The 19,237-nt window shown below is 69.9% G+C and carries 15 protein-coding genes; 1 reads left to right on the top strand and 14 read right to left on the bottom strand.

The features are described 5' to 3' along the window. Window position 1 precedes the first annotated feature (1 nt). The 7 genes from RTK35_RS01030 to RTK35_RS01000 all read right to left on the bottom strand — a co-directional run bounded on the left by RTK35_RS01030 (window position 2) and on the right by RTK35_RS01000 (window position 10,889). Window positions 2-2,701, bottom strand: a complete 2,700-nt coding sequence (locus tag RTK35_RS01030) for a molybdopterin-dependent oxidoreductase (protein WP_410478618.1) — start codon at window positions 2,699-2,701, stop codon at window positions 2-4. A 17-nt stretch (window positions 2,702-2,718) separates the two neighbouring features. Then, on the bottom strand, window positions 2,719-3,042 hold the full coding sequence (gene nirD, locus RTK35_RS01025; RefSeq protein WP_044407664.1) for a nitrite reductase small subunit NirD: 324 nt from the start codon (window positions 3,040-3,042) through the stop codon (window positions 2,719-2,721). 41 nt (window positions 3,043-3,083) lie between these two features. Beyond that, the gene (nirB, locus tag RTK35_RS01020) at window positions 3,084-5,534 is read right to left on the bottom strand and encodes a nitrite reductase large subunit NirB (RefSeq protein WP_316907142.1); all 2,451 of its coding nucleotides are present in this window, start codon (window positions 5,532-5,534) and stop codon (window positions 3,084-3,086) included. A 242-nt stretch (window positions 5,535-5,776) separates the two neighbouring features. Beyond that, entirely contained in the window at window positions 5,777-7,456 is a 1,680-nt protein-coding gene (locus tag RTK35_RS01015) for a bifunctional protein-serine/threonine kinase/phosphatase (RefSeq protein ID WP_172433561.1), read from the bottom strand. Then, window positions 7,453-8,661: a nitrate/nitrite transporter gene (locus RTK35_RS01010; protein ID WP_316907141.1), complete on the bottom strand. Its 1,209-nt coding sequence runs from the start codon at window positions 8,659-8,661 to the stop codon at window positions 7,453-7,455. Before RTK35_RS01010 ends, RTK35_RS01015 begins: the two co-directional genes overlap by 4 nt. Before the next feature lie 421 nt (window positions 8,662-9,082). Then, the gene (locus tag RTK35_RS01005) at window positions 9,083-9,661 is read right to left on the bottom strand and encodes an ANTAR domain-containing response regulator (protein ID WP_069561374.1); all 579 of its coding nucleotides are present in this window, start codon (window positions 9,659-9,661) and stop codon (window positions 9,083-9,085) included. Window positions 9,662-9,677: 16 nt separating this feature from the next. Beyond that, window positions 9,678-10,889, bottom strand: a complete 1,212-nt coding sequence (locus tag RTK35_RS01000) for a CmpA/NrtA family ABC transporter substrate-binding protein (protein ID WP_107330750.1) — start codon at window positions 10,887-10,889, stop codon at window positions 9,678-9,680. 314 nt (window positions 10,890-11,203) lie between these two features. On the opposite strand from RTK35_RS01000, the gene RTK35_RS00995 reads away from it, so the two are divergent. Further along, a complete protein-coding gene (locus RTK35_RS00995) occupies window positions 11,204-11,863 on the top strand; it encodes a hypothetical protein (RefSeq protein WP_316907140.1) in 660 nt (219 codons plus the stop codon). 18 nt (window positions 11,864-11,881) lie between these two features. On the opposite strand, the gene RTK35_RS00990 is transcribed toward RTK35_RS00995, so the two are convergent. The 7 genes from RTK35_RS00990 to RTK35_RS00960 form a co-directional block, all read right to left on the bottom strand. Beyond that, complete coding sequence (locus RTK35_RS00990; RefSeq protein WP_316907139.1) at window positions 11,882-12,655, bottom strand: hypothetical protein; 774 nt, start codon at window positions 12,653-12,655, stop codon at window positions 11,882-11,884. Window positions 12,656-12,769: 114 nt separating this feature from the next. Then, window positions 12,770-13,267 (bottom strand): Bro-N domain-containing protein, encoded by a 498-nt coding sequence (locus RTK35_RS00985; protein ID WP_222901952.1) that lies wholly within the window; start codon window positions 13,265-13,267, stop codon window positions 12,770-12,772. A gap of 478 nt (window positions 13,268-13,745) precedes the next feature. Continuing rightward, window positions 13,746-15,746 (bottom strand): U32 family peptidase, encoded by a 2,001-nt coding sequence (locus RTK35_RS00980; protein ID WP_316907138.1) that lies wholly within the window; start codon window positions 15,744-15,746, stop codon window positions 13,746-13,748. 101 nt (window positions 15,747-15,847) lie between these two features. After that, window positions 15,848-16,519 carry a nitroreductase gene (locus RTK35_RS00975; protein ID WP_284549652.1) on the bottom strand — a complete coding sequence of 224 codons (672 nt, stop codon included), beginning with the start codon at window positions 16,517-16,519 and terminating at the stop codon, window positions 15,848-15,850. A gap of 99 nt (window positions 16,520-16,618) precedes the next feature. Beyond that, window positions 16,619-17,029 (bottom strand): GlcG/HbpS family heme-binding protein, encoded by a 411-nt coding sequence (locus tag RTK35_RS00970; protein WP_074971180.1) that lies wholly within the window; start codon window positions 17,027-17,029, stop codon window positions 16,619-16,621. Then, a complete protein-coding gene (locus tag RTK35_RS00965; RefSeq protein ID WP_316907137.1) occupies window positions 17,026-17,892 on the bottom strand; it encodes an alpha/beta hydrolase in 867 nt (288 codons plus the stop codon). Before RTK35_RS00965 ends, RTK35_RS00970 begins: the two co-directional genes overlap by 4 nt. Then, the gene (locus RTK35_RS00960) at window positions 17,889-19,235 is read right to left on the bottom strand and encodes an NAD(P)/FAD-dependent oxidoreductase (protein WP_316907136.1); all 1,347 of its coding nucleotides are present in this window, start codon (window positions 19,233-19,235) and stop codon (window positions 17,889-17,891) included. Before RTK35_RS00960 ends, RTK35_RS00965 begins: the two co-directional genes overlap by 4 nt. Between the last annotated feature and the right edge of the window lie 2 nt (window positions 19,236-19,237).

Below are 19,237 nucleotides of genomic sequence, written 5' to 3'. Positions count from 1 at the left end.
CTCAGGCGCTTGCCCGTTGTGGCGCCGCCAGCAGGCGGCGGATTTCCGGTACGCAGGAGCCGCAGCGGGTGCCGCAGCCGAGCTCCTCCTTCAGGCCCGCCAGGTCCAGCCCCCGGGCGATGCCGGCCAGCACCGCCGGCTGGCTGACGTTCATGCAGGTGCACAGGGTGCGCGCGGCGGCGGGGGTGCCGCTGGGCGGTGTGCTCAGGGGCGCCAGCAGCCAGCGGCGCAGGCTTTGGTCGGCGCGGCCTTCCTGCCAGAGGCCCTTGAGCCAGTCCCGCGCGGCCGTTTCGCCCGCGAGGCGCAGGGCGGTGATGCGGCCGCCCTCGATGCGCACCCGCTTGCCCACCGCGCGGCGCGGGTCGTCGTAGGCCAGCACCGGGCCGTCCAGCAGCCCCAGGGCCTGGTCGATGCGCTGCAGCAACGCCGGATCGGGGGCCTCGCCGTGGGCGGCGCGGATCACCAGGGCGCCGCGCTCGTGGCCGCTGGGCACCAGGCTGGCGTAGGCAAAGGCGTCGCAGAGCGGGCGCAGGGTGGTGAAAGCGGCCTGCAGGTCGCCCTCCACCAGGGCGAACAGCTGCCAGGGCAGCGCCACCGGCTCCACCTCCACACAGGCGTGCTTGAGCTCCGGCTGGCGCGACAGCGGGTCCCGCGCCGGGCTGGTCAGGCGGTTGCTGCCCAGCCCGGTGAGGAAGCGGTCGCCCCAGTGCATCGGCAGGAAGGCCTGGCCGGGGCGCAGCGCGTCGTCGGTGACGGCAGGCAGCAGCAGTTCGCCCCGGTGGCTGCGCACCCGCACCAATTGGCCGTCGACGAGCCGGCGCCGGCGCATGTCCTCCGGGTGCAGGCCGAGTTGCGGCCCGCCCACATGGCCGAACAGCCGGGGCAGGGTGCCGGTGCGGCTCATGCCGTGCCACTGGTCGCGCAGGCGCCCGGTGTTGAGCACCAGTGGGTAGCGCGCATCGCGGCGCTCCACCGGCGGCCGGTAGGTCTCGGCGATGAAGCGGGCGCGGCCGTCGGCGGTGGCGAAGCGCCGGTCGCCGTACAGGCGTGGCGTGCCGGCCTGGGCTCCGGCGGGAAAGGGCCATTGCTGGGGGCCGAAGCGCTCCAGCAGGGCGTGGGAGAGGCCGCTGAGGTCCAGGTCGCGGCCGGCGGTCAGCCCCTTGTACTCGTCGAACAGCGCTGCCGGGCCGTCGAAGTCGAACAGGCTCGGCTGGCCAGGGCGCAAGCGGCGTTCCAGACGGCGGGCGAAATCGCAGGCGATGGCCCAGTCGGGGCGCGCCTCGCCGGGCGCCGGGACGGCCTGGTGCACGCGGCTGATGCGCCGCTCGGAGTTGGTCACGGTGCCGTCCTTCTCGCCCCAGCTGGCGGCGGGCAGCAGCAGGTCGGCGTGGCGGCAGGTCTCGGTGGTGGCGAAGGCCTCCTGCACCACCACGAAGGGGCAGGCGGCCAGGGCCTCGTGCACCTGTGCCTGGTCCGGCAGGGACTGGGCCGGGTTGGTGCAGACGATCCACAGCGCGCGGATGCGCCCCTCGCGCACGGCTTCGAACAGCTCCAGGGCGGCCAGCCCCGGCGCCTCCGGCAGCGCCGGCACGCCCCAGTAGGCGGCCACCTCCTGCCGGTGCCCGGCATCGCCCGCTTCCCGGTGGCCGGGCAGCAGGTTGCTCAGGCTGCCGGTTTCGCGGCCGCCCATGGCGTTGGGCTGGCCGGTGAGGGAGAAGGGCCCGGTGCCCGGCCGGCCGATCTGCCCGGTGGCCAGGTGCAGGTTGATCAGCGCGCTGTTCTTGGCGCTGCCGGCGCTGGACTGGTTGAGCCCCATGCACCACAGCGAGAGCAGGCGCGGTGTGCGTCCGATCCATTCGGCGCAGCGCTGCAGGTCGGCCGCGTCGATGCCGCAGGTCTGCGCCACCTGCGCCGGCCCGTAGTCGCGCACCAGCGCCTTGAGGGCGTCGAAGCCCTCGGTGTGCGCGGCGATGAAGCCGTGGTCCACCCAGCCTTCCCACAGCAGGAGGTGCAGCAGCCCGTGGAACAGCGCCACGTCGGTGCCGGGGAGGATCGCCAGGTGCAGGTCGGCCAGCTCGCAGGTATCGGTGCGCCGGGGGTCGATGACGATCACCTTCATCTCGGGGCGCTGCGCCTTGGCTGCCTCCAGGCGCCTGAACAGCACCGGGTGGGCGAAGGCCATGTTGCTGCCGACGATCAGCACGCAGTCGGCTTGTTCGATGTCCTCGTAGGAACAGGGCGGGGCGTCGGCGCCCAGGCTGCGCTTGTAGCCGACCACCGCCGAGGACATGCACAGCCGCGAGTTGCTGTCGATGTTGTGGGTGCCCACCAGGGCCCGGGCCAGCTTGTTGAAGGCGTAGTAGTCCTCGGTCAGCAACTGGCCGGAGACGTAGAACGCCACGCTGTCCGGCCCGTGCTCGGCGAGGGTGGTGGCGAAGCGCTCGGCGGCGTGCTCCAGGGCGGTGTCCCAGTCGGTGGCGCTGCGTGCCAGGCCCTTGGCCAGGCGCAGCTCCGGCCGCAGGGCGCGGGCCGCCGGGTCACCGCTGAGGTGCAGGCTGGAGCCTTTGCTGCACAGGCGACCGAAATTGGCCGGGTGGGCCGGGTCGCCGGCGACCTCGAGGATGCGCGCGCCGTCGTGTTCGATCAGCAGCCCGCAGCCGACGCCGCAGTAGCAGCAGGTGGTGGCGGTGGTCCGGGTCATGAGTGGTCCTCGTCGGGTCAGGCGCAGGCCGTGCTGCGCAGGGCCAGCAGCACGCGGCCACCTTCCACCCGCACCGGGTGCCGGTGGGCGCAGCCCTGGTCCGGGGCCACCGCCTCGCCGGAGGCGAGTTCGATGTGCCAGGCGTGCAGCGGGCAGGCCACGCGCTTGCCATAGACCAGCCCCTGGGACAGTGGGCCGCCCTTGTGCGGGCAGCGGTCGTCGAGTGCGAAGACTTCGTCTTCGGCGGTGCGGAACACGGCGATGTCGCCGTCGGGGCCGGCGACGATGCGCGAGCCCAGCGGGTTGATCTCGTCCAGGGCACAGATGTCGAGCCAGTTCATGGGGCGTTCTCCAGGTCGGGTCGGGTGGGCGGCACGACGCCTCAGGCGTCGGCCAGTGCCTTCACGGGGATGCGTTGGAATTCCTTCTTCAGGGCCGGTTCGGCGATGCGCGCCTGCCACGGGTCCTGTTCGAAGGACAGGGCGTATTGCAGGCGCTGGTTGAGGGCGCGGCGGTTGTCGGCGTTCTCCAGCACCGCCTGGCGGATGTGCGCCATGCCCACCCGCTGCAGGTAGTGCACGGTGCGTTCGAGGTAGAAGGCTTCCTCGCGATAGAGCTGGAGGAAGGCGCCGCTGTATTCGCGCACCTCGTCGGCGGTCTTGAGCTTGACGAAGAACTCCGCCACTTCGGTGCGGATTCCGCCGTTGCCGCCGATGTACAGCTCCCAGCCGGAGTCCACGCCGATGATGCCGATGTCCTTGATGCCGGCCTCGGCGCAATTGCGCGGGCAGCCGGAGACGGCCAGCTTGACCTTGTGCGGCGACCACATGTTGAACAGGTCGTGCTCCAGGTCGATGCCCAACTGGGTGGAGTTCTGCGTGCCGAAGCGGCAGAACTCGCTGCCGACGCAGGTCTTCACCGTGCGGATGGACTTGCCGTAGGCGTGGCCGGAGGGCATGTCCAGGTCCTTCCAGACGCCGGGCAGGTCCTCCTTGCGAATGCCCAGCAGGTCGATGCGCTGGCCGCCGGTGACCTTGACCATGGGCACCTGGTACTTGTCCGCCACGTCGGCGATGCGGCGCAGCTCGGCGGCGCTGGTGACGCCGCCCCACATGCGCGGTACCACCGAGTAGGTGCCGTCCTTCTGGATGTTGGCGTGGGCGCGCTCGTTGATCAGGCGCGACTGCGGGTCGTCGTGGGCCTCGCCCGGCCAGGTGGAGATCAGGTAGTAGTTCAGCGCCGGGCGGCAGGTGGCGCAGCCGTCCGGTGTGTTCCAGCCCAGCGCGGCCATGGTCTGGCCGAGGTGGGTCAGGTGCTGCTCGCGGATGGCCGCGCGCACCTGGCCGTGGTTCAGCTCGGTGCAGCCGCACACGGCCTTTTCGCTCTTGGGCTTCACATCCGCTGCACCGCCGACGGTGCTGATGAGGATCTGCTCCACCAGCGGTGCGCAGGAACCGCAGGAGCTGGCGGCCTTGGTGTGCTTCTTCACCTCGTCGACGCTGAACAGGCCGTTGGCCTGTATGGCTTTGACGATGGTGCCCTTGCACACGCCGTTGCAGCCGCACACCTCGGCGCTGTCGGGCATGCTCGCAGCGCTGCTCTGGCCCTGGTGGCCGACGTCGCCCAGGGCGCTCTCGCCGAACATCAGGTGGTCGCGGATACCGCTGATGTCGGCGCCCTCGCGCACCTGGCGGAAGTACCAGCCGCCGTCGGCGGTGTCGCCATAGAGGCAGGCGCCCACCAGCACGTCGTCCTTGATGACGAGCTTCTTGTAGACCCCGCCGATGGGGTCGGAGAGGGTGATGGTCTCGGTGCCGTCGCCACCCATGAAGTCCCCGGCGGAGAACAGGTCGATGCCGGTGACCTTGAGCTTGGTGGAGGTGACCGAGCCCTGGTAGCGGGCGAAGCCGAGCATGGCCAGGTGGTTGGCGCAGACCCGCGCCTGTTCGAACAGCGGCGCCACCAGGCCGTAGGCGATGCCCCGGTGGCTGGCGCATTCGCCGACGGCGTACACGCGCGGGTCGTAGGTCTGCAGGGTGTCGTTGACCAGGATGCCGCGGTTGCACGGCAGGCCCGCGCGCTCGGCCAGTTCGGTGTTGGGGCGGATGCCGGCGGCCATCACCACCAGGTCGGCCGGGACCACCTCGCCACCCTTGAACTGCACGGCGCAGACGCGGCCCTCGCCGTTGTCCATCAGCTCATCGGTGACGGTGTTGAGGCGGAAGTGGATGCCTCGCGCCTCCAGTGCGCTCTGCAGCAGCTTGCCGGCGGTGCGGTCGAGCTGGCGCTCCAGCAGCCAGTCGGCCAGGTGCACCACGGTGACGTCCATGCCGCGCTGCTTGAGGCCGTTGGCCGCCTCCAGGCCGAGCAGGCCGCCGCCGATCACCACGGCGTGGCTGTGACGCTGGGCGGCGTCGATCATGGCCTGGGTGTCGGCGATGTCGCGGTAGCCGATCACACCCGCCAGGCGGTTGCCCGGCACCGGCAGGATGAAGGGGTTGGAGCCGGTGGCGATCACCAGGCGGTCGTATTCGGCCTGGGTGCCGTCGTCGGCGGTGACCACTCGGCGGCGCCGGTCGATGGCCACCACCTTGCGGTTGAGCAGCAGCTGGATGCGCTGCTCGGCGTACCAGTTGAGGTCGTTGAGGACGATGTCCTCGAAGGCCTGTTCGCCCGCCAGCACCGGCGACAGCAGGATGCGGTTGTAGTTGGGGTGCGGTTCGGCGCCGAACAGGGTGATGTCGTAGAGGTCGGGGGCGAGCTTGAGCAGCTCTTCGAGGGTGCGCACTCCGGCCATGCCGTTGCCGATCATCACCAGCTTGAGTTTCTTCATGCGGAAGGCTCCTGCATAAAAATCCGGGCAAACAAAAAAGGCGTCCCGCTGTTGCCAGCAGGACGCCTTTGTCCAGGTCCCGTTCGATCGGGAAGGGCACCCGCTCGCCGTTGAGCAGGGGCCTGTGAATGTGTCGACACCTCTCTAGCAGGCAGCGTGCCAACCCGTCGGAGCCCGCCCGGCGCGGCGTTGCGGCACCCGGCACGGTAAAAGCGGGGTGGCGCGTGCGCCGTCCGGGGGCGTCATGCGCCGCCGTGGTGCGCCAGCAGGGCCAGCCCCAGCAGCAGGTTGCCGGCCAGGGCCAGCAGGGCGATGGCGCGCCAGGTGGCGGCCGGCGCCCGTTGCAGCAGCGGGCGCGGGCGGCTGTCGTCGCGGCGCTCGCCGCGCTCCAGTTCCAGCAACCAGTGCTCGGCGGTTTCGTGGCGCTGGGTCGGGTCCAGGGCCAGGGCCTTGTCCAGCAGGGCATCGATCCACGGCGGAACGTCCGGCCGGTAGCGGCTGGCCGGCGTCGGCGGCCCCAGGCGCGGACGCTGGAAGGCCTCCACCTCGCCCTGGGGGAAGTGCTGGGTGAGCAGCCGGTACAGGGTGACGGCGGCGGCGTAGAGGTCCAGCCCCGGTGCCGGCGCTGCACCGGCGTAGGCTTCCGGCGGCAGGTAGCCGGGGGTGCCGGGCAGGCCTGCGTCCGGCTCGGCGGACAGGCCCGGGCAGTAGGCGAGGCCGAAGTCCAGCAGGCGCAGCTGGCCGTCCTCGCCTTGCAGCAGGTTCTCCGGCTTCACGTCGCGGTGCAGCACGTTGCGCCGGTGCAGGGTGCCCAGGGCCTGCAGCAGCTGGCTGGCCACCTGCAGCCAGGCGTCCAGGGGCAGCGGGCCGTCCTCGGCCAGGCGCCGGCCGAGGTCGCGCCCGGGGTATTCGCGCTGCACGTAATAGAGGTGCTGGCGCTGGGGCAGGGGGTGCACCTCGGCGAAATGGCGGCCGGCCACCCGGCGCAGGAACCATTCCTCCTGCAGCAGGGCTATGGCCGCCTCCGGTTCGTCGTGGCGCTCGTGGGGCAGGGTCTTCAGCAGCCAGTCCTGGCCAGCGGCATCGCGCACGCGGTACAGCAACGACTGGCGCGAGGCGGCCACCTGGCCCTGCACCCACCAGCCTTCGAACCGTTGGCCGGGGCGCAGCTCGGGGGGCAGGGGGCGGTCGTCCACCTCGGCCATGGCGTCGGCCAGGGCCCGTTCCGGCAGTTGCTGGACCTGTACCAGCAGGGCGCTGGCGTTGTCCTGGCTGCCGGCCAGGTGGGCGGCGCTGACCAGCGCGCGGGCGGCGGCTTCGGGGTCGGCTTCGTCCTGCAGCAGGTGGCGGATGCCGTCGTCGCCGAGGCTGGCCCAGACGCCGTCGCTGACCAGCAGGAAGGCGTCGCCCTCGTGCAGGTCGCCGTCGCGGTAGTCCACCACCAGGTGCTGATCCAGCCCGAGGGCGCGCTTGAGCACATGCTGCATGCCGGGCTGATCCCAGACGTGGTCCTCGGTGAGGCGCTGCAGGCGGCCTTCGTGCCAGCGGTAGGCGCGGCAGTCGCCGACGTGGGCGAGGGTGAAGCGGCGCCCGCGCAGCACCAGGGCGGTGAGGGTGGTGAGCAGCGGCTGGCCGCCGCCGTTGGCGCGCAGCCAGCGGTTGTGGGCCAGCAGCAGGCGGTCCAGGGCCTGGGCCACGGCCCAGGTTTCCGGCGTGGCGTAGTAGTCCAGGGCCAGCGCCTGCAGGGTGGCGCGGGCCGCCAGGCCACCGTCGGCGCACTGGCTGACGCCGTCGGCGAGGGCGAACAGGCTGCCCTTGCTGGCCGCCAGGGGCGCGGCGGGGGTGACCACCCGCAGCGCGTCCTGGTTGTCCCGCCGGGGGCCGGTGGCGCTGGCCTGGCCGACCCGCAGGCGCAGGCTCATACCCGCGCTGCAGTGAGGGCGGCGCTGCCCCAGGTGGTGCGCCAGCGCAGCTTGACGCCGTACAGCCCGACCCAGGCCAGCAGGCCGAGGCTGGCGAACAGCCACAGGCCCAGTTGGTAGTCACCGGTGTGCTGCTTGATGGCGCCGAGCCCGGCGGTGAGGCAGAAGCCGCCGATGCCGCCGGCCATGCCGATCAGCCCGGTCATGACGCCGATCTCCTTGTGGAAGCGTTGCGGCACCAACTGGAACACCGCGCCGTTGCCGGCGCCGAGGCTGAGCATGGCGATGACGAACAGCGCCAGGGCGGCGAAGACGCTGTCGAGGTGGAAGCCCACGGCGGCGATGCACAGCGAGGCGAGGGTGTAGACCACCAGCAGGGTGCGGATGCCGCCGATGCGGTCGGCGAAGGCGCCGCCGATGGGGCGCATCAGGCTGCCGGCGAACACGCAGGCGGCGGTGTAGTAACCGGCAGTGACCGGCTCCAGGCCGTACTGGTCGTGGAAGTAGCCGGGCAGGGTGCTGGCCAGGCCGAGGAAACCGCCGAAGGTGACGCTGTAGAAGAACATGAACCACCAGCTGTCACGGTCACCCAGGGCCTTGAGGTAGTCGCCGAGGGCCTTGGGTGCCGGGCGGTTGGGAGCGTTGCGCGCGGCGATGGCGAAGATCGCCAGGGTCAGCACCAGCGGTACCAGCGCCAGGCCGAACACGTTGTTCCAGCCGTACAGGGCGGCCAGCCCCGGGGCGAACAGCGCCGCCAGCACGGTGCCGGAGTTGCCGGCCCCGGCGATGCCCAGGGCCTTGCCCTGGTGCTGTGGCGGGTACCACTGGGAGGCCAGCGGCAAGGCAACGGCGAACGAGGCCCCGGCGAAGCCGAGGAACAGCCCCAGCAGCAGCGCCTGCTCGTAGCTGTGGATGCCCAGCTGCCAGGCGCCGAACAGCGCGCCGATGACGATGACCTGGCCCAGCAGGCCGGCACTGCGCGGCGAGGTGCGGTCGGCCAGCAGGCCCATCAGGAAGCGCAGCACGGCGCCGGCCAGGATCGGTGTGGCGACCATCAGGGCGCGCTGCTGGGTGGTCAGCCCCAGGTCGGTGGCGATCTGCACCCCCAGGGGGCCGAGCACGTACCAGACCATGAAACTCAGGTCGAAATAGAGAAAGGCGGCGAACAGGGTCGGGGTGTGGCCCGCTTTCCAGAAACTCGTCATCGAACGAACTCCTCATCTGCATCAGTGGGGAACCGGACGGACCACCCCCGGCAGTGCACGGCGGTTGCGTCCCTCCGGCACATGCGCGCCGGACGGGGTCGGGCGCGCCCGGCCGGTCATGGCCGGGGCTGGATCGGGTGATGTCACACGCGCGGGCGGACTGCACCGCGCTGCCCCTGCGCCGGGGCTGGAACGCAAAAGGCGCCGCGATCCCGCAGCCGCTGGGCTGGGGAAACGCGACGCCTTTGCCGTTCGGTGGGCAACCGCCGTTGGCTACCTGGGGGAGGCTCAGCAAGAGCCGGGCCAAGTGCGGGAAAGGGCTGGCAGGGCAGGCGATACGCCAGTTGGCAGGCTGCCGGGGGGATTCATGCCGCTGGGACGATGCCCCGAGCAGGGGCACGCGGCCCCGGCCTGCCCGGCTTCAGTGCCCGAGCATCTCGTGCATGGCGATGATCTGCTCGGCCACCTGGATGAGCTTCTGCTGCCGGCTCATGGCCTGGCGGCGCATGAGGGTGTAGGCCTCCTCTTCGCCGCATTGCTTCATCTTCATCAGCAGGCCCTTGGCCAGCTCCACCCGCTTGCGCTCGGCCAGTTGCTGCTCACGGGCGTTGAGCTGGGCGCGCAGGGCCTGGTCGCTCTCGAAGCGGGCGATTGCGACGTCGAGGATCGGCGCCAGGCGCTGGGCCTGGATGCCCTCCACCACGTAGGCGCTGACGCCGGCCTGGATGGCCTGGCGCATGATCGCCGGGTCGTGCTCGTCGGTGAACATGACGATGGGGCGCGGGCGGTCGCGGCTGACCAGCACCACCTGCTCCATCACGTCGCGGCCGGGGGATTCGGTGTCGATCAGCACCACGTCGGGGCGCACCGCCTCGACCCGGCGCGGCAGGTCGATGTCCAGCCCGGACTCGTCCACCACCTCGAAACCGGCCTCGCTCAGGGCGGCCTTGAGCCGGCCCATCTTCTTCGGGGTGTCGTTGATCAGCAGGATGCGCAGCATGGCGGTCGTCCCTGGGTCAGAGCAGCGGGGCGGTCGCATCGGCGAGCGCGTGCACGGGGAAACGGCGGGCGTAGCCGGCCGGGTCGTCGCCGGTCCAGGCGACGCCATCCATCAGCAGCGCACTGCGCATCGGTGCCGGCACGGCGATGCCGAGGGCCTCGGCGGCATCGCGGTACAGCGCCAGGCATTGCACCTGGCGGGCGATGGCCAGGTAGTCCGGGTCGTCCCGCAGCAGCCCCCAGCGGCGGAACTGGGTGAGGAACCACAGGCCGTCGGAGAGGTAGGGGCAGGTGGCGCGGCCCTCGTCGAAGAAGCGCAGGGGATGGGCGTCTTCCCAGTGGTGGCCGAGGCCGTCGTGGTAGTGGCCGAGAAAGCGCGGCTCGATCACCTCCAGCGGCGCGCCGACGTAAGCCTCGGCGCTGATCAACTGGGCTGTGCTGCGGCGGTTCTCGGGGTTCTGCTCGATGAAGCGGCTGGCGTCCAGCACCGCCATCACCAGGGCGCGGGCGCAGTTGGGGTACTGCTCGACGAAGGCCCGGGTGGCGCCCAGCACCTTCTCGGGGTGGTCCGGCCAGATGGACTGGCTGGTGGCCAGGGTGAAGCCCTGGCCACGCTCCACCGCCAGCGCGCCCCAGGGGCCGCCGGCGCAGAAGCCGTCGATGCGCCCGGCCTGCAGGTGCGCAACCATCTGCGACGGCGGCACCACCTGGGTGTCGACATCGCGCAGCGGGTGGATGCCATGAGCCGCGAGCCAGTAGGCCAGCCACATGGCGTGGGTGCCGGTGGGGAAGGTGTGGGCGAAGGTGAGCCGTGCGCCGTGCTGGTGCACATGGCGCACCAGTGCCTCGGCGTGGGTCACGCCCGCCTGGCGCAACGGCTCGGACAGGTTGATGCCCTGGCCGTTCTGGCTCAGGGCCATGAGCACCGCCATGGGCGTGGCCGGGCTGCCGATGCCCAGGTGGCTGCCGTAGACCTGCCCGTAGAGCGCCTGGGCGGCATCCAGCCGGCCGCTGGTGAGCCCATCGCGCAGCCCCGCCCAGGATGCCTGCCGATGCAGGTTGAGGGTGAGGCCGTAGGGCTGGGCGAAGCCCTGGGTGGCCGCGACGATCAGCGAGGCCGAATCGGTGAGCGGCATGAAGCCGATGTCGAGCGCGCTCTTCTCGGGCGCGTCACTGCCGGCGACCCAGGCCAGGGCATCGCGGCGGGTGGTCGGGCGGGCGTGATCCATGGTGTCCCTGTCCTCGAAATGAAAAGGCGCCGCCCCGACCCTTCGTACAGTGCGATGGCCGTTGGCGGCGCCGTTGCCGTCGGGCCCCGACGGTGGGGCCTGGAGGGGGGATAGCAAGGGGTGTGCCAGGGGCGTTGGGGGTTGAAGCCGAACAGCGCCCGATCCCGACGCCACGGAGCGCCCGTTGTCCCTCGGCTCGCCCTAGTGCCGCTGTGCTAGTTGACGCTCACTCGCACCCGTCGCTAGATTCCGGCCCTTCTTCGCCGCAGGGCCCCTCGCCCCGCAGCCCTCACCGTGGCAAGGAACGGCCCGTCATGCACAAGATCACGCCCTTACTGCTCACCAGCGCCCTGGCATTCATCTGCCTGCCCAGCCACGCCGAGTACATCGAGCCCTTCAGTTGCAGGAACGGCTACTTCCCCTCCGAGGGCAAGTTCACCAAGCTCTACACCGTCGTGGGCAAGCACCAGACGCACTTTTTCAAGGACACCGAGGGTTGCCCCGAATCGGAGGGGTGCATGCAGAAGGCCTACGTCATCGAGGGCGATGAGGTGCTGGTCAACAAGATCGAAGGCGACTGGGCCTGTGCCTGGTACCAGGGCAAGAAGCGCGAAACCGTGGGCTGGATCGTGCTGGAGAACCTCGCACCGGCAGCCGATCCCGTGTCCCAGCCCACCGACTGGCTGGGCACCTGGAAGACCCCGTCAAGCTCCATCACCATCGAGCAGCGAGAGCAGGGCAATGGCCTGCACGTGACCGGCGATGCCACCTGGGGCATCGGTGCCAGCACCCACGTCGGACAGATTGACGGCCCCCTCAAACCAGAAGGCCGCTACGCGATGACCAAGGAAGGCGACGGCAAGTACGACTGCGCTGTGGAGTTCAGCCGGGTCGGCCGCTTCCTGATCGTGGATGACAACAACAATTGCGGCGGCATGAATGTGAGTTTTGATGGGGTTTATGTCAGGGAGTAGTGGGGCGAGGGTTACTGCTCAGCGCAGGCGATGATTGATCGTCTCCGGCTTGAGCAGTTCTTCTGCTCCCTGTGGCCCATAGAACCTCACGTCTTGAATTCCAAACCTGCTGGCTTTGACCACCGTAACGCCTGCGTGCATGCCCACTACAAAGGTGTCGCCTTGCTTGACCAGGCTATTGGGCGCGAAGCGCGACCAGGGCGCGTCGTAGGTGATCATCTCCATGGAAGCGCGTTTAGGCGATGGGTTCACGGCAATCAGGCTGTCGTAAGTCAGGATGTAGGCAACGCCCTGTTCAAAGAGAATCCTCACCGGGGCGGATGGAAGCAGGGTGATTCTGGTCAACTTCGGTTCACCTACGACGTCCGTCAGCTCATACATAGCGCCAACGTCGGTCACCATGTGGTTGAGTCCGGTAAATACGAAGATCGAGCCGCCAACCCTCTGGATGCTGACGACATTTTCCTTCACCAAGGTTCTGGTCGTTCCATCTTGCGAGGTGACGGTCAGCTCCCCACCCCATTCACCGCGATCCGTACCCCTGATCTTCACGCCATCGACCTCCAACTCGGTCAGGGGGCGTTCCATGCTCTGCTCATCGTGACTGATCAGGAGCTCGTCACTCTTTGCTGATACCTGATAAGAGCCAAGGTCCAGTGTTTTCCCAGTGATGCCGCTTTTCGGTACGGCCTGGGGCACCAAGCCGTTCTTCTGAAGTTCGCTTTCGAGGGTGTCTGCGACCGTCGTCATGGAGATCAGGGCTGAGAGTGCAGCGATTGCAATGCGTTGCATAGGAGATATCCGTTCTCTGCATGAAGGCTGGATAAACCGCGCGTGAGTCTACTCGCTCTCACTGGCCACAAAGAAACGCCGCATTCCCATGCGGCGTTTTTTCATTTCTGCACTTTAGAAAAACCGCTTCCAACTCGGCCCATCCCCCAACAACGGGTCGTCATGCGCTGCCATAAAGCGCGGCAGGTCCTGCCGGGCGATCCAGGTTTCGCTTTGCCAGTGCAGCGCGGCGATGCGCTGGTTGGCCCAGGTCATGAGGATGCGTCGCGGGCTGGCCTGCGGGTCGCGGTGGTAGTCGTGGAGGGTGGGGATCACTTCGTCGCTGAGCCATTGGCTGAGGGCGCAGTGCTCGGGGTGACCGAAGCGGTAGAGGGCGCGGTAGAGGCCGGCTTCGCTGACCAGTTCCACCTCTTCGCAGCGGCCTGTGCTGTAGCGCAGAAAGGCGAAGCGGAATTGGTGGGGGTAGAGGCGTTTGGTCAGGCGGTAGGGCCGGGTGGCGGCGATCATCAGGGCGAAGTCGAGGGCGACGAACCAGGGGCGGTTGTCGATCATGACGGCGCGCAGTTGGTGGCAGTGGCGTTGGAAGGTGATGGGGGTATATGCGTCATGCATGGCGAAGTTCCAATTAAGGTCCATTTGCTTACCGTCAGTTAGGCCAGCCGAGCCGATTACGGCTTTGCGGGTTTGGCTGAAGGCAACTCGCCTACTAATTCGGGCTGTCAACCCCGGCCACGGGATTGACCGTGACCGGCGCAGGATAGGGATGGGCAGGTGTGAGGGCAAGAGGTTCGGGCGATGGCGTTCGCGGCGTAGCCCGGACTTCAGTCCGGGAGCGGTTCCCTGGGCTGAAGCCCAGGCTACGGGGTCCGGGGGCTTGGGTGTTGTGGGGGCGGGGTATTGGTGGTGTAGCCCGGGCTTCAGTCCGGGAGTGGGTTTTCCTGGGCTGAAGCCCAGGCTACGGGGTCCGGGGGGCTTGGGCGTTGTGGGGGCGGGGTGGTGGTGGTGGTGTAGCCCGGGCTTCAGTCTGGGAGCGGGTTGTCCTGGGCTGAAGCCCAGGCTACGGGTGCCTGGGCGTTTGGAGGGGCGGTCGTCAGTGCGGGGCGCGGCGGATGGTCTTGAGCAGGTCGTCGGGGCTGATCTGGCCGACCACCTGGGACGCAGCGCTGCCGGGTTGGGGCAGGTCGAGGATGTGGCCCTTCATCTTGCCGATGACGTGCATTTCGCAGGGTTTGCAGTCGAACTTCAGGGTCAGCACTTCGTCGCCGTGCACCAGCTGCATCGGCGCGACCTTGGTGCGCACGCCGGTGACGCCCTTGGCCTGCTTGGGGCAGAGGTTGAAGGAGAAGCGCAGGCAGTGCTTGGTGATCATCACCGGTACTTCGCCCGCTTCCTCGTGGGCTTCGTAGGCGGCGTCGATCAGCTGCACGCCGTGGCGGTGGTAGAAGTCCCGCGCCTTCTGGTTGTAGACGTTGTAGAGGAACGACAGGTGCGCCTCGGGGTACACCGGCGGCGGGTTGGTTTCGGCCTTGCGACCGCCACGGGGGTGGGCGGCGACGCGGGCTTCGGTGAGCTTTTCGATGGCTTCGCGGCGTAGGGCCTTGAGCTGGGAGTTGGGGATGAAGAAGGCCTGGGGCGCGTCCAGCTCCACGGCGTCGGCGTGGTACATCGTGGTGCCCAGCTGGCCGAGCAGGTCGTGCAGTTGCTCCAGGGCCTGCTCGGGCTTGTTGGCGGCGCCGAAGGGGCCGTCCAGGGCGACGTTGGCGCTGACGCCTTCCTCGCTGGTGGCGGTCAGTTCCAGGCGCTCTTCACGCAGCTTGGCGACCCAGGAGAGGCCGACGCGGCGCTCGGAGGAGGTCTTCTGCAGGGCCTGTTGCCAGTTGTGGTCGAGGTTGCGCGAGAGCGGGTGGTTGGGGCGCAGGCGGAACAGGCCCTCGGGCATCTCGTTGGGCTCGACGCGGTAGCGGTAGCGCTTCTCGCCGTCTTCCTCGAATTCGCCCTTGGGCTCGGCGATGTTGGCGCGGAAGCCCACCACCTCGCGCTTGACCAGCACGTTGAGGCCGTCGCCGTTGGACAGCGGCTCCTGGGTCACCACCAGCAGGTCGCGCTTGTTGACCTTCTCCACATGGCCCACCAGCAGGCCGGTGAAGGTGGGGGAGTCGAAGGCGCCGATGTCGATCTTGCGGTCGGTGACGAAGTAGTCGGTGCTGCCACGGTGGAAGGTCTTGTCCGGGTCGGGCACGAAGAAGTGATCGGTGCGGCCACTGGAGGCGCGGGCCAGGTCCGGGCGGTTTTCCAGGATGCCGTCCAGGCGCTGGCGGTAGTAGGCGGTGATGTTCTTCACGTAGCCCATGTCCTTGTAGCGCCCTTCGATCTTGAAGGAGCGCACGCCGGCATCCACCAAGGCGCTGAGGTTGGCGCTCTGGTTGTTGTCCTTCATGGACAGCAGGTGCTTCTCGAAGGCGACGACGCGGCCCTGGTCATCCTTCAGGGTGTAGGGCAGGCGGCAGGCCTGGGAGCAGTCGCCGCGGTTGGCGCTGCGGCCGGTCTGGGCGTGGGAGATGTTGCACTGGCCGGAGAAGGCCACGCACAGCGCACCGTGGATGAAGAACTCGATGGCGGCGTCGGTCTCGTCGGCGATGGCGCGGATCTGCTGCAGGTTCAGCTCACGGGCCAGCACCAGTTGGGAGAAGCCGGCCTGGTCGAGGAACTTGGCCCGCTCCAGGGTGCGGATGTCGGTCTGGGTGCTGGCGTGCAGCTCGATCGGCGGGATGTCCAGGTCCATCACGCCCATGTCCTGGACGATCAGCGCGTCGACGCCGGCGTCGTACAGCTGGTGGATCAGCGCGCGCGCCGGCTCCAGCTCGTCGTCGTGGAGGATGGTGTTGATGGTGACGAACACGCGGGCGTGGAAGCGGTGGGCGAACTCCACCAGCTGGGCGATATCGGCCACCTCGTTGCAGGCGTTGTGCCGCGCGCCGAAGCTCGGCCCGCCGATGTAGACGGCGTCGGCGCCATGCAGGATGGCCTCGCGGGCGATGTGCACGTCACGGGCGGGGCTGAGCAGTTCGAGGTGGTGCTTGGGCAAGGACATGGTGTTTTTTCTTTATCAGGCGACACGGGCAAGGCGCGCATTGTAGCGGCAGCCCGTGGCGCCGGCACCCGTCCCGACGAGCGCGCCTGCCGCCACCGGCCTCAGAAGCCCTGGAAGCGGGCGAAGGCCTCCACCGGGGCGCGCTCGGAGCGCAGCTGGTTGACCGGCGCCTGCGGGTCGGCGTGGCCCAGGGCCATGCCGCAGTAGAGCACCTGGTCTTCGGCCAGGGCGAAGTGCCGGTGCAGGCTCTGGCGCACCATGCCCCAGGCCTCCTGCATGCAGGTGGAGAGGCCGCGCTCCTGGGCCACCAGGGCGAGGGACTGCATGAACATGCCCAGGTGCGCCCACTGGCCGTGGCCCATGCTGCGGTCGATGACGAAGAACAGCCCCACCGGCGCGCCGAAGAACTGGAAGTTGCGCGCCAGGGCCCGCAACCGGCCGGCCTTGTCCTCGCGGGGGACGCCCAGCAGGGCGTAGAGCGCTTCGCCCACCTGGTAGCGGCGGGTGCGGTAGGGCTCGCCGAGGGCGGCCGGGTAGATGGGGAATTCGTCGGCTTCGCCGGCCGGGTTGCGCAGCAGGGTCTCGGTGGCCAGGCGCTCGACGGCGGCCTTCTCGGCCCCGGCCACGGCGATCACCTGCCAGGGCTGCAGGTTGCCGCCGGAGGGCGACCAGCGCGCGGCATCGAGCAGGGCGTGGACGGTGGCAGCGTCCACCGGCTGGTCAGTGAAGGCACGTATGGAGGTGCGTTGCTGGAGCAGTTCGGCGACGGACATGGAAACCTCGGCAGCAGGGCGGACCGCGCCAGTGAAGCCGCCCCGGGCGTTCGCCGCAAGCAGCAGAACCGCCAGGGACGAGGGCGCGGCTGCCGGGGCTCAATCCCTGTTCAGGGCGTCGATCCCGGCCTGCGCTACCTGGGTGTCCTGGGCGGAGGTGACGCCCGAGACGGCGATGGCGCCGACCACGGTGTCGCCGATGCGGATCGGCAGGCCGCCTTCCAGCAGGCCGGTCATCGGAGTGGCGAGGAAGGACAGCCGGCCCTGGCCGAGGATCAGTTCCTCGTAGAACTGCGTCGGCCGCCGGGTCAGCGCGGCGGTGCGGGCCTTGGCGGTGGCCATCTCCACGCTCATGGGGCTGGCGTCCTCCAGGCGTTGCAGGTGCAGCAGGTGGCCGCCGTCGTCGACGATGGCCACGGTCACCGGCCACTGCTGCTGGCGGGCGAAGGCGCGGGCGGCCTGGGCCATGGCCTGGACGTCGGGGTCGCTGAGGCAGGGTCGCTGGTTCATCGCATGGGCTCCGGGGTGAGGCTGGCGAGGCAGCGGCCGAGGGGGCTGGCCGGCTCGCTGAGGTCGAAGAGGATGTCGAAGTGGTCGCGTCCTGCGCAGGGTTGCACTGCGGTGACCGGCAGGTAGCGGGCCAGGTGGCGGGCCATGGCGCGGCTCTGCTGCTGGAAGGCGTCGGTTTCCCGCTCGCCCCAGGCCAGGGCCACCGGGACTTCGCAGCTGGGCACCCGGCGCAGGGGGCTGAGGGCGGCGGCACGCGCCGCCGTGAGCTGCAGCGGCTGGTCGATGTAGGTGCCGATCAGCGGCGCCAGTTCATAGATGCCGCTGACCAGCAGGGCCGCCTGGAACGGCGGCGGCCCCTCCCAGGGGTGGCTGAGCATCATCGCCACCAGGTGCGCCCCGGCGGAACTGCCGGCGAGGACCAGATGGGGTACGCGCCCCCGTACCAGCAGGGCCGTCCGCAGCTGGAGCAGGGCGCTGGCGACCTGCTCGACGATCTGTTCCAGGCCCGCCTCGGGCGCCAGGCGATAGCCGACCGCCGCCAGGTCGTAGCCCTGGGCGTACAGCCCGGGTGCGGGGAACAGCGAGTCCTCGGCGCTCAGCTCCTGCCAGTAGCCGCCGTGCACGTACACCAGGGTGGCCCTGGCCGGTTGGGGCGCGGGCAGCAGCAGGACCTTCTCCCGGGGCGAGGGGCCGTAGGGCAGCACCTCGGCCGGGCCGCAGAGGGCCTCGGCGGTGCGGCTGTCACGGTGGTAGCGCTGCAGCGTCTCGGCGAAGCCGGGCGCCAGGCTGCTCGGCGAGTAGGCCCGCTCGCGCTGCTCAAGGGGCAGGTGCAGGCCGAAGGGGTCGTCATGCAGGGCCGTCATGCCGCGCCCTCCAGGGGGTGCAGCGGGTCGAGGCGGTCGAGCAACTGGCGCTCGGCCTTGGCCAGGTCGATCTGCTCGAAGCGCTCGCAACCCTGCACGGCCTCCCGCAGCAGGCGGGCCTGCACCTCGCCCCGGGCGAAGGCCGTGGCGTAGGGCAGGCAGCTGAAGGTGACCATGCTGTAGCGCGGCACGAAGCGCCCCGGGTGGCGGGCCTCCAGCCACGCGGCCAGTTGGCGCTCCAGCTGGTAGTCCGCTGCGCGCACCCGTTCGCGCATTTCCACGTAGTTCTCCAGGGCCATGGCCTGGATTGCGCCGGCATTGGGCCGGCGCTCCTCGGCGTAGGCCTGCAGGGCCGCCTCCAGGGGTTGCGGCCGGGCCAGGTGGCGGGCCAGGGCCAGCACGTCCTCCAGCCCGCAGTTCATGCCCTGGCCGTGGAACGGCACCATCGGGTGAGCCGCATCGCCCACCAGTACGGCGCAGCCCTGGGCGTGCCAGCGCTCCAGCCAGAGGGTGCCGAGCTGGCCGATGGGGTTGTGCTCGAAGTCCGCCTCCAGGTCCGGCAGTTCGGCGGAGAGGTCGCTGTAGTGGGTGTCGAACCAGCGTCGCGCGGTGGGGCCGTCCGGCAGTTGGGCGAAGCAGTCCGCGCTGCCGTCGTCGTGGGGCAGGAACAGCGTGGTGGTGAAGCTGCCGTCGATGTTCGGCAGGGCGATGCTCATATGCCCGCCTCGGGGCCAGATGTGCAGAGCATCGGCCAGCAGGCGCCCGGAGGCGGGGATGTTCAGCTCCTTGTAGCCGTGGGGCTGGCGCTCGCGGCGTTCGCCCAGGGGGCCGCCTTCGGCCATGGCCCGGCGCACGCCGGAGTCGGCACCGTCGGCGCCCACCAGCAGGTCGAAGGGCCAGCGCTGGCCACCGGCGATGACCTCGCGGCGCGCCCAGTCGATACCCGCCAGCGGGGTGTCGAAGTGCAGCTGGGCGCCGGCTGCCTGTGTCGCGTCCAGCAGCAGCCGGTTGAAGCGGCCGCGCTGGATCGACCAGATGGCGTCCCCGGCTCGGCTACTGTAGGCGTGGAATTGCTCCGGCACGCCCGGCACATGCACCCGCCGGCCGTGCATGGCCACGGCACCGGCCAGCACGGCTGCGTCCAGGCCGGCCTGGCGCAGGGCCTGCAGGCCGCGCTCGGCCAGGGCGAGGTTGATCGACTTGCCGGCCTGGGCGGTGTGCAGGCGCGGGTCGGGGCGTTGTTCGAGCACGGTGACCTGCCAGCCCTGGCGCTGCAGCAGGCACGCCAGCAGCGGGCCGGTGAGCCCACCGCCAACGATCAGGGCGGTGCGATGTTCTGCCATCG

Source organism: Pseudomonas sp. zfem003 (assembly GCF_032621675.1).
Lineage (GTDB): Bacteria > Pseudomonadota > Gammaproteobacteria > Pseudomonadales > Pseudomonadaceae > Metapseudomonas > Metapseudomonas otitidis.
Note: the sequence above shows the minus strand (reverse complement) of the source record. Positions and strands in the feature narration are given on the sequence as shown.

What these genes read in the sequence shown, in the direction of transcription:
- RTK35_RS01030 (WP_410478618.1), bottom strand. Translation starts at nt 2,701, where the DNA reads ATGACCCGGACCACCGCCACCACCTGCTGCTACTGCGGCGTCGGCTGC.
- nirD (WP_044407664.1), bottom strand. Translation starts at nt 3,042, where the DNA reads ATGAACTGGCTCGACATCTGTGCCCTGGACGAGATCAACCCGCTGGGC.
- nirB (WP_316907142.1), bottom strand. Translation starts at nt 5,534, where the DNA reads ATGAAGAAACTCAAGCTGGTGATGATCGGCAACGGCATGGCCGGAGTG.
- RTK35_RS01015 (WP_172433561.1), bottom strand. Translation starts at nt 7,456, where the DNA reads ATGAGCCTGCGCCTGCGGGTCGGCCAGGCCAGCGCCACCGGCCCCCGG.
- RTK35_RS01010 (WP_316907141.1), bottom strand. Translation starts at nt 8,661, where the DNA reads ATGACGAGTTTCTGGAAAGCGGGCCACACCCCGACCCTGTTCGCCGCC.
- RTK35_RS01005 (WP_069561374.1), bottom strand. Translation starts at nt 9,661, where the DNA reads ATGCTGCGCATCCTGCTGATCAACGACACCCCGAAGAAGATGGGCCGG.
- RTK35_RS01000 (WP_107330750.1), bottom strand. Translation starts at nt 10,889, where the DNA reads ATGGATCACGCCCGCCCGACCACCCGCCGCGATGCCCTGGCCTGGGTC.
- RTK35_RS00995 (WP_316907140.1), top strand. Translation starts at nt 11,204, where the DNA reads ATGCACAAGATCACGCCCTTACTGCTCACCAGCGCCCTGGCATTCATC.
- RTK35_RS00990 (WP_316907139.1), bottom strand. Translation starts at nt 12,655, where the DNA reads ATGCAACGCATTGCAATCGCTGCACTCTCAGCCCTGATCTCCATGACG.
- RTK35_RS00985 (WP_222901952.1), bottom strand. Translation starts at nt 13,267, where the DNA reads ATGCATGACGCATATACCCCCATCACCTTCCAACGCCACTGCCACCAA.
- RTK35_RS00980 (WP_316907138.1), bottom strand. Translation starts at nt 15,746, where the DNA reads ATGTCCTTGCCCAAGCACCACCTCGAACTGCTCAGCCCCGCCCGTGAC.
- RTK35_RS00975 (WP_284549652.1), bottom strand. Translation starts at nt 16,519, where the DNA reads ATGTCCGTCGCCGAACTGCTCCAGCAACGCACCTCCATACGTGCCTTC.
- RTK35_RS00970 (WP_074971180.1), bottom strand. Translation starts at nt 17,029, where the DNA reads ATGAACCAGCGACCCTGCCTCAGCGACCCCGACGTCCAGGCCATGGCC.
- RTK35_RS00965 (WP_316907137.1), bottom strand. Translation starts at nt 17,892, where the DNA reads ATGACGGCCCTGCATGACGACCCCTTCGGCCTGCACCTGCCCCTTGAG.
- RTK35_RS00960 (WP_316907136.1), bottom strand. Translation starts at nt 19,235, where the DNA reads ATGGCAGAACATCGCACCGCCCTGATCGTTGGCGGTGGGCTCACCGGC.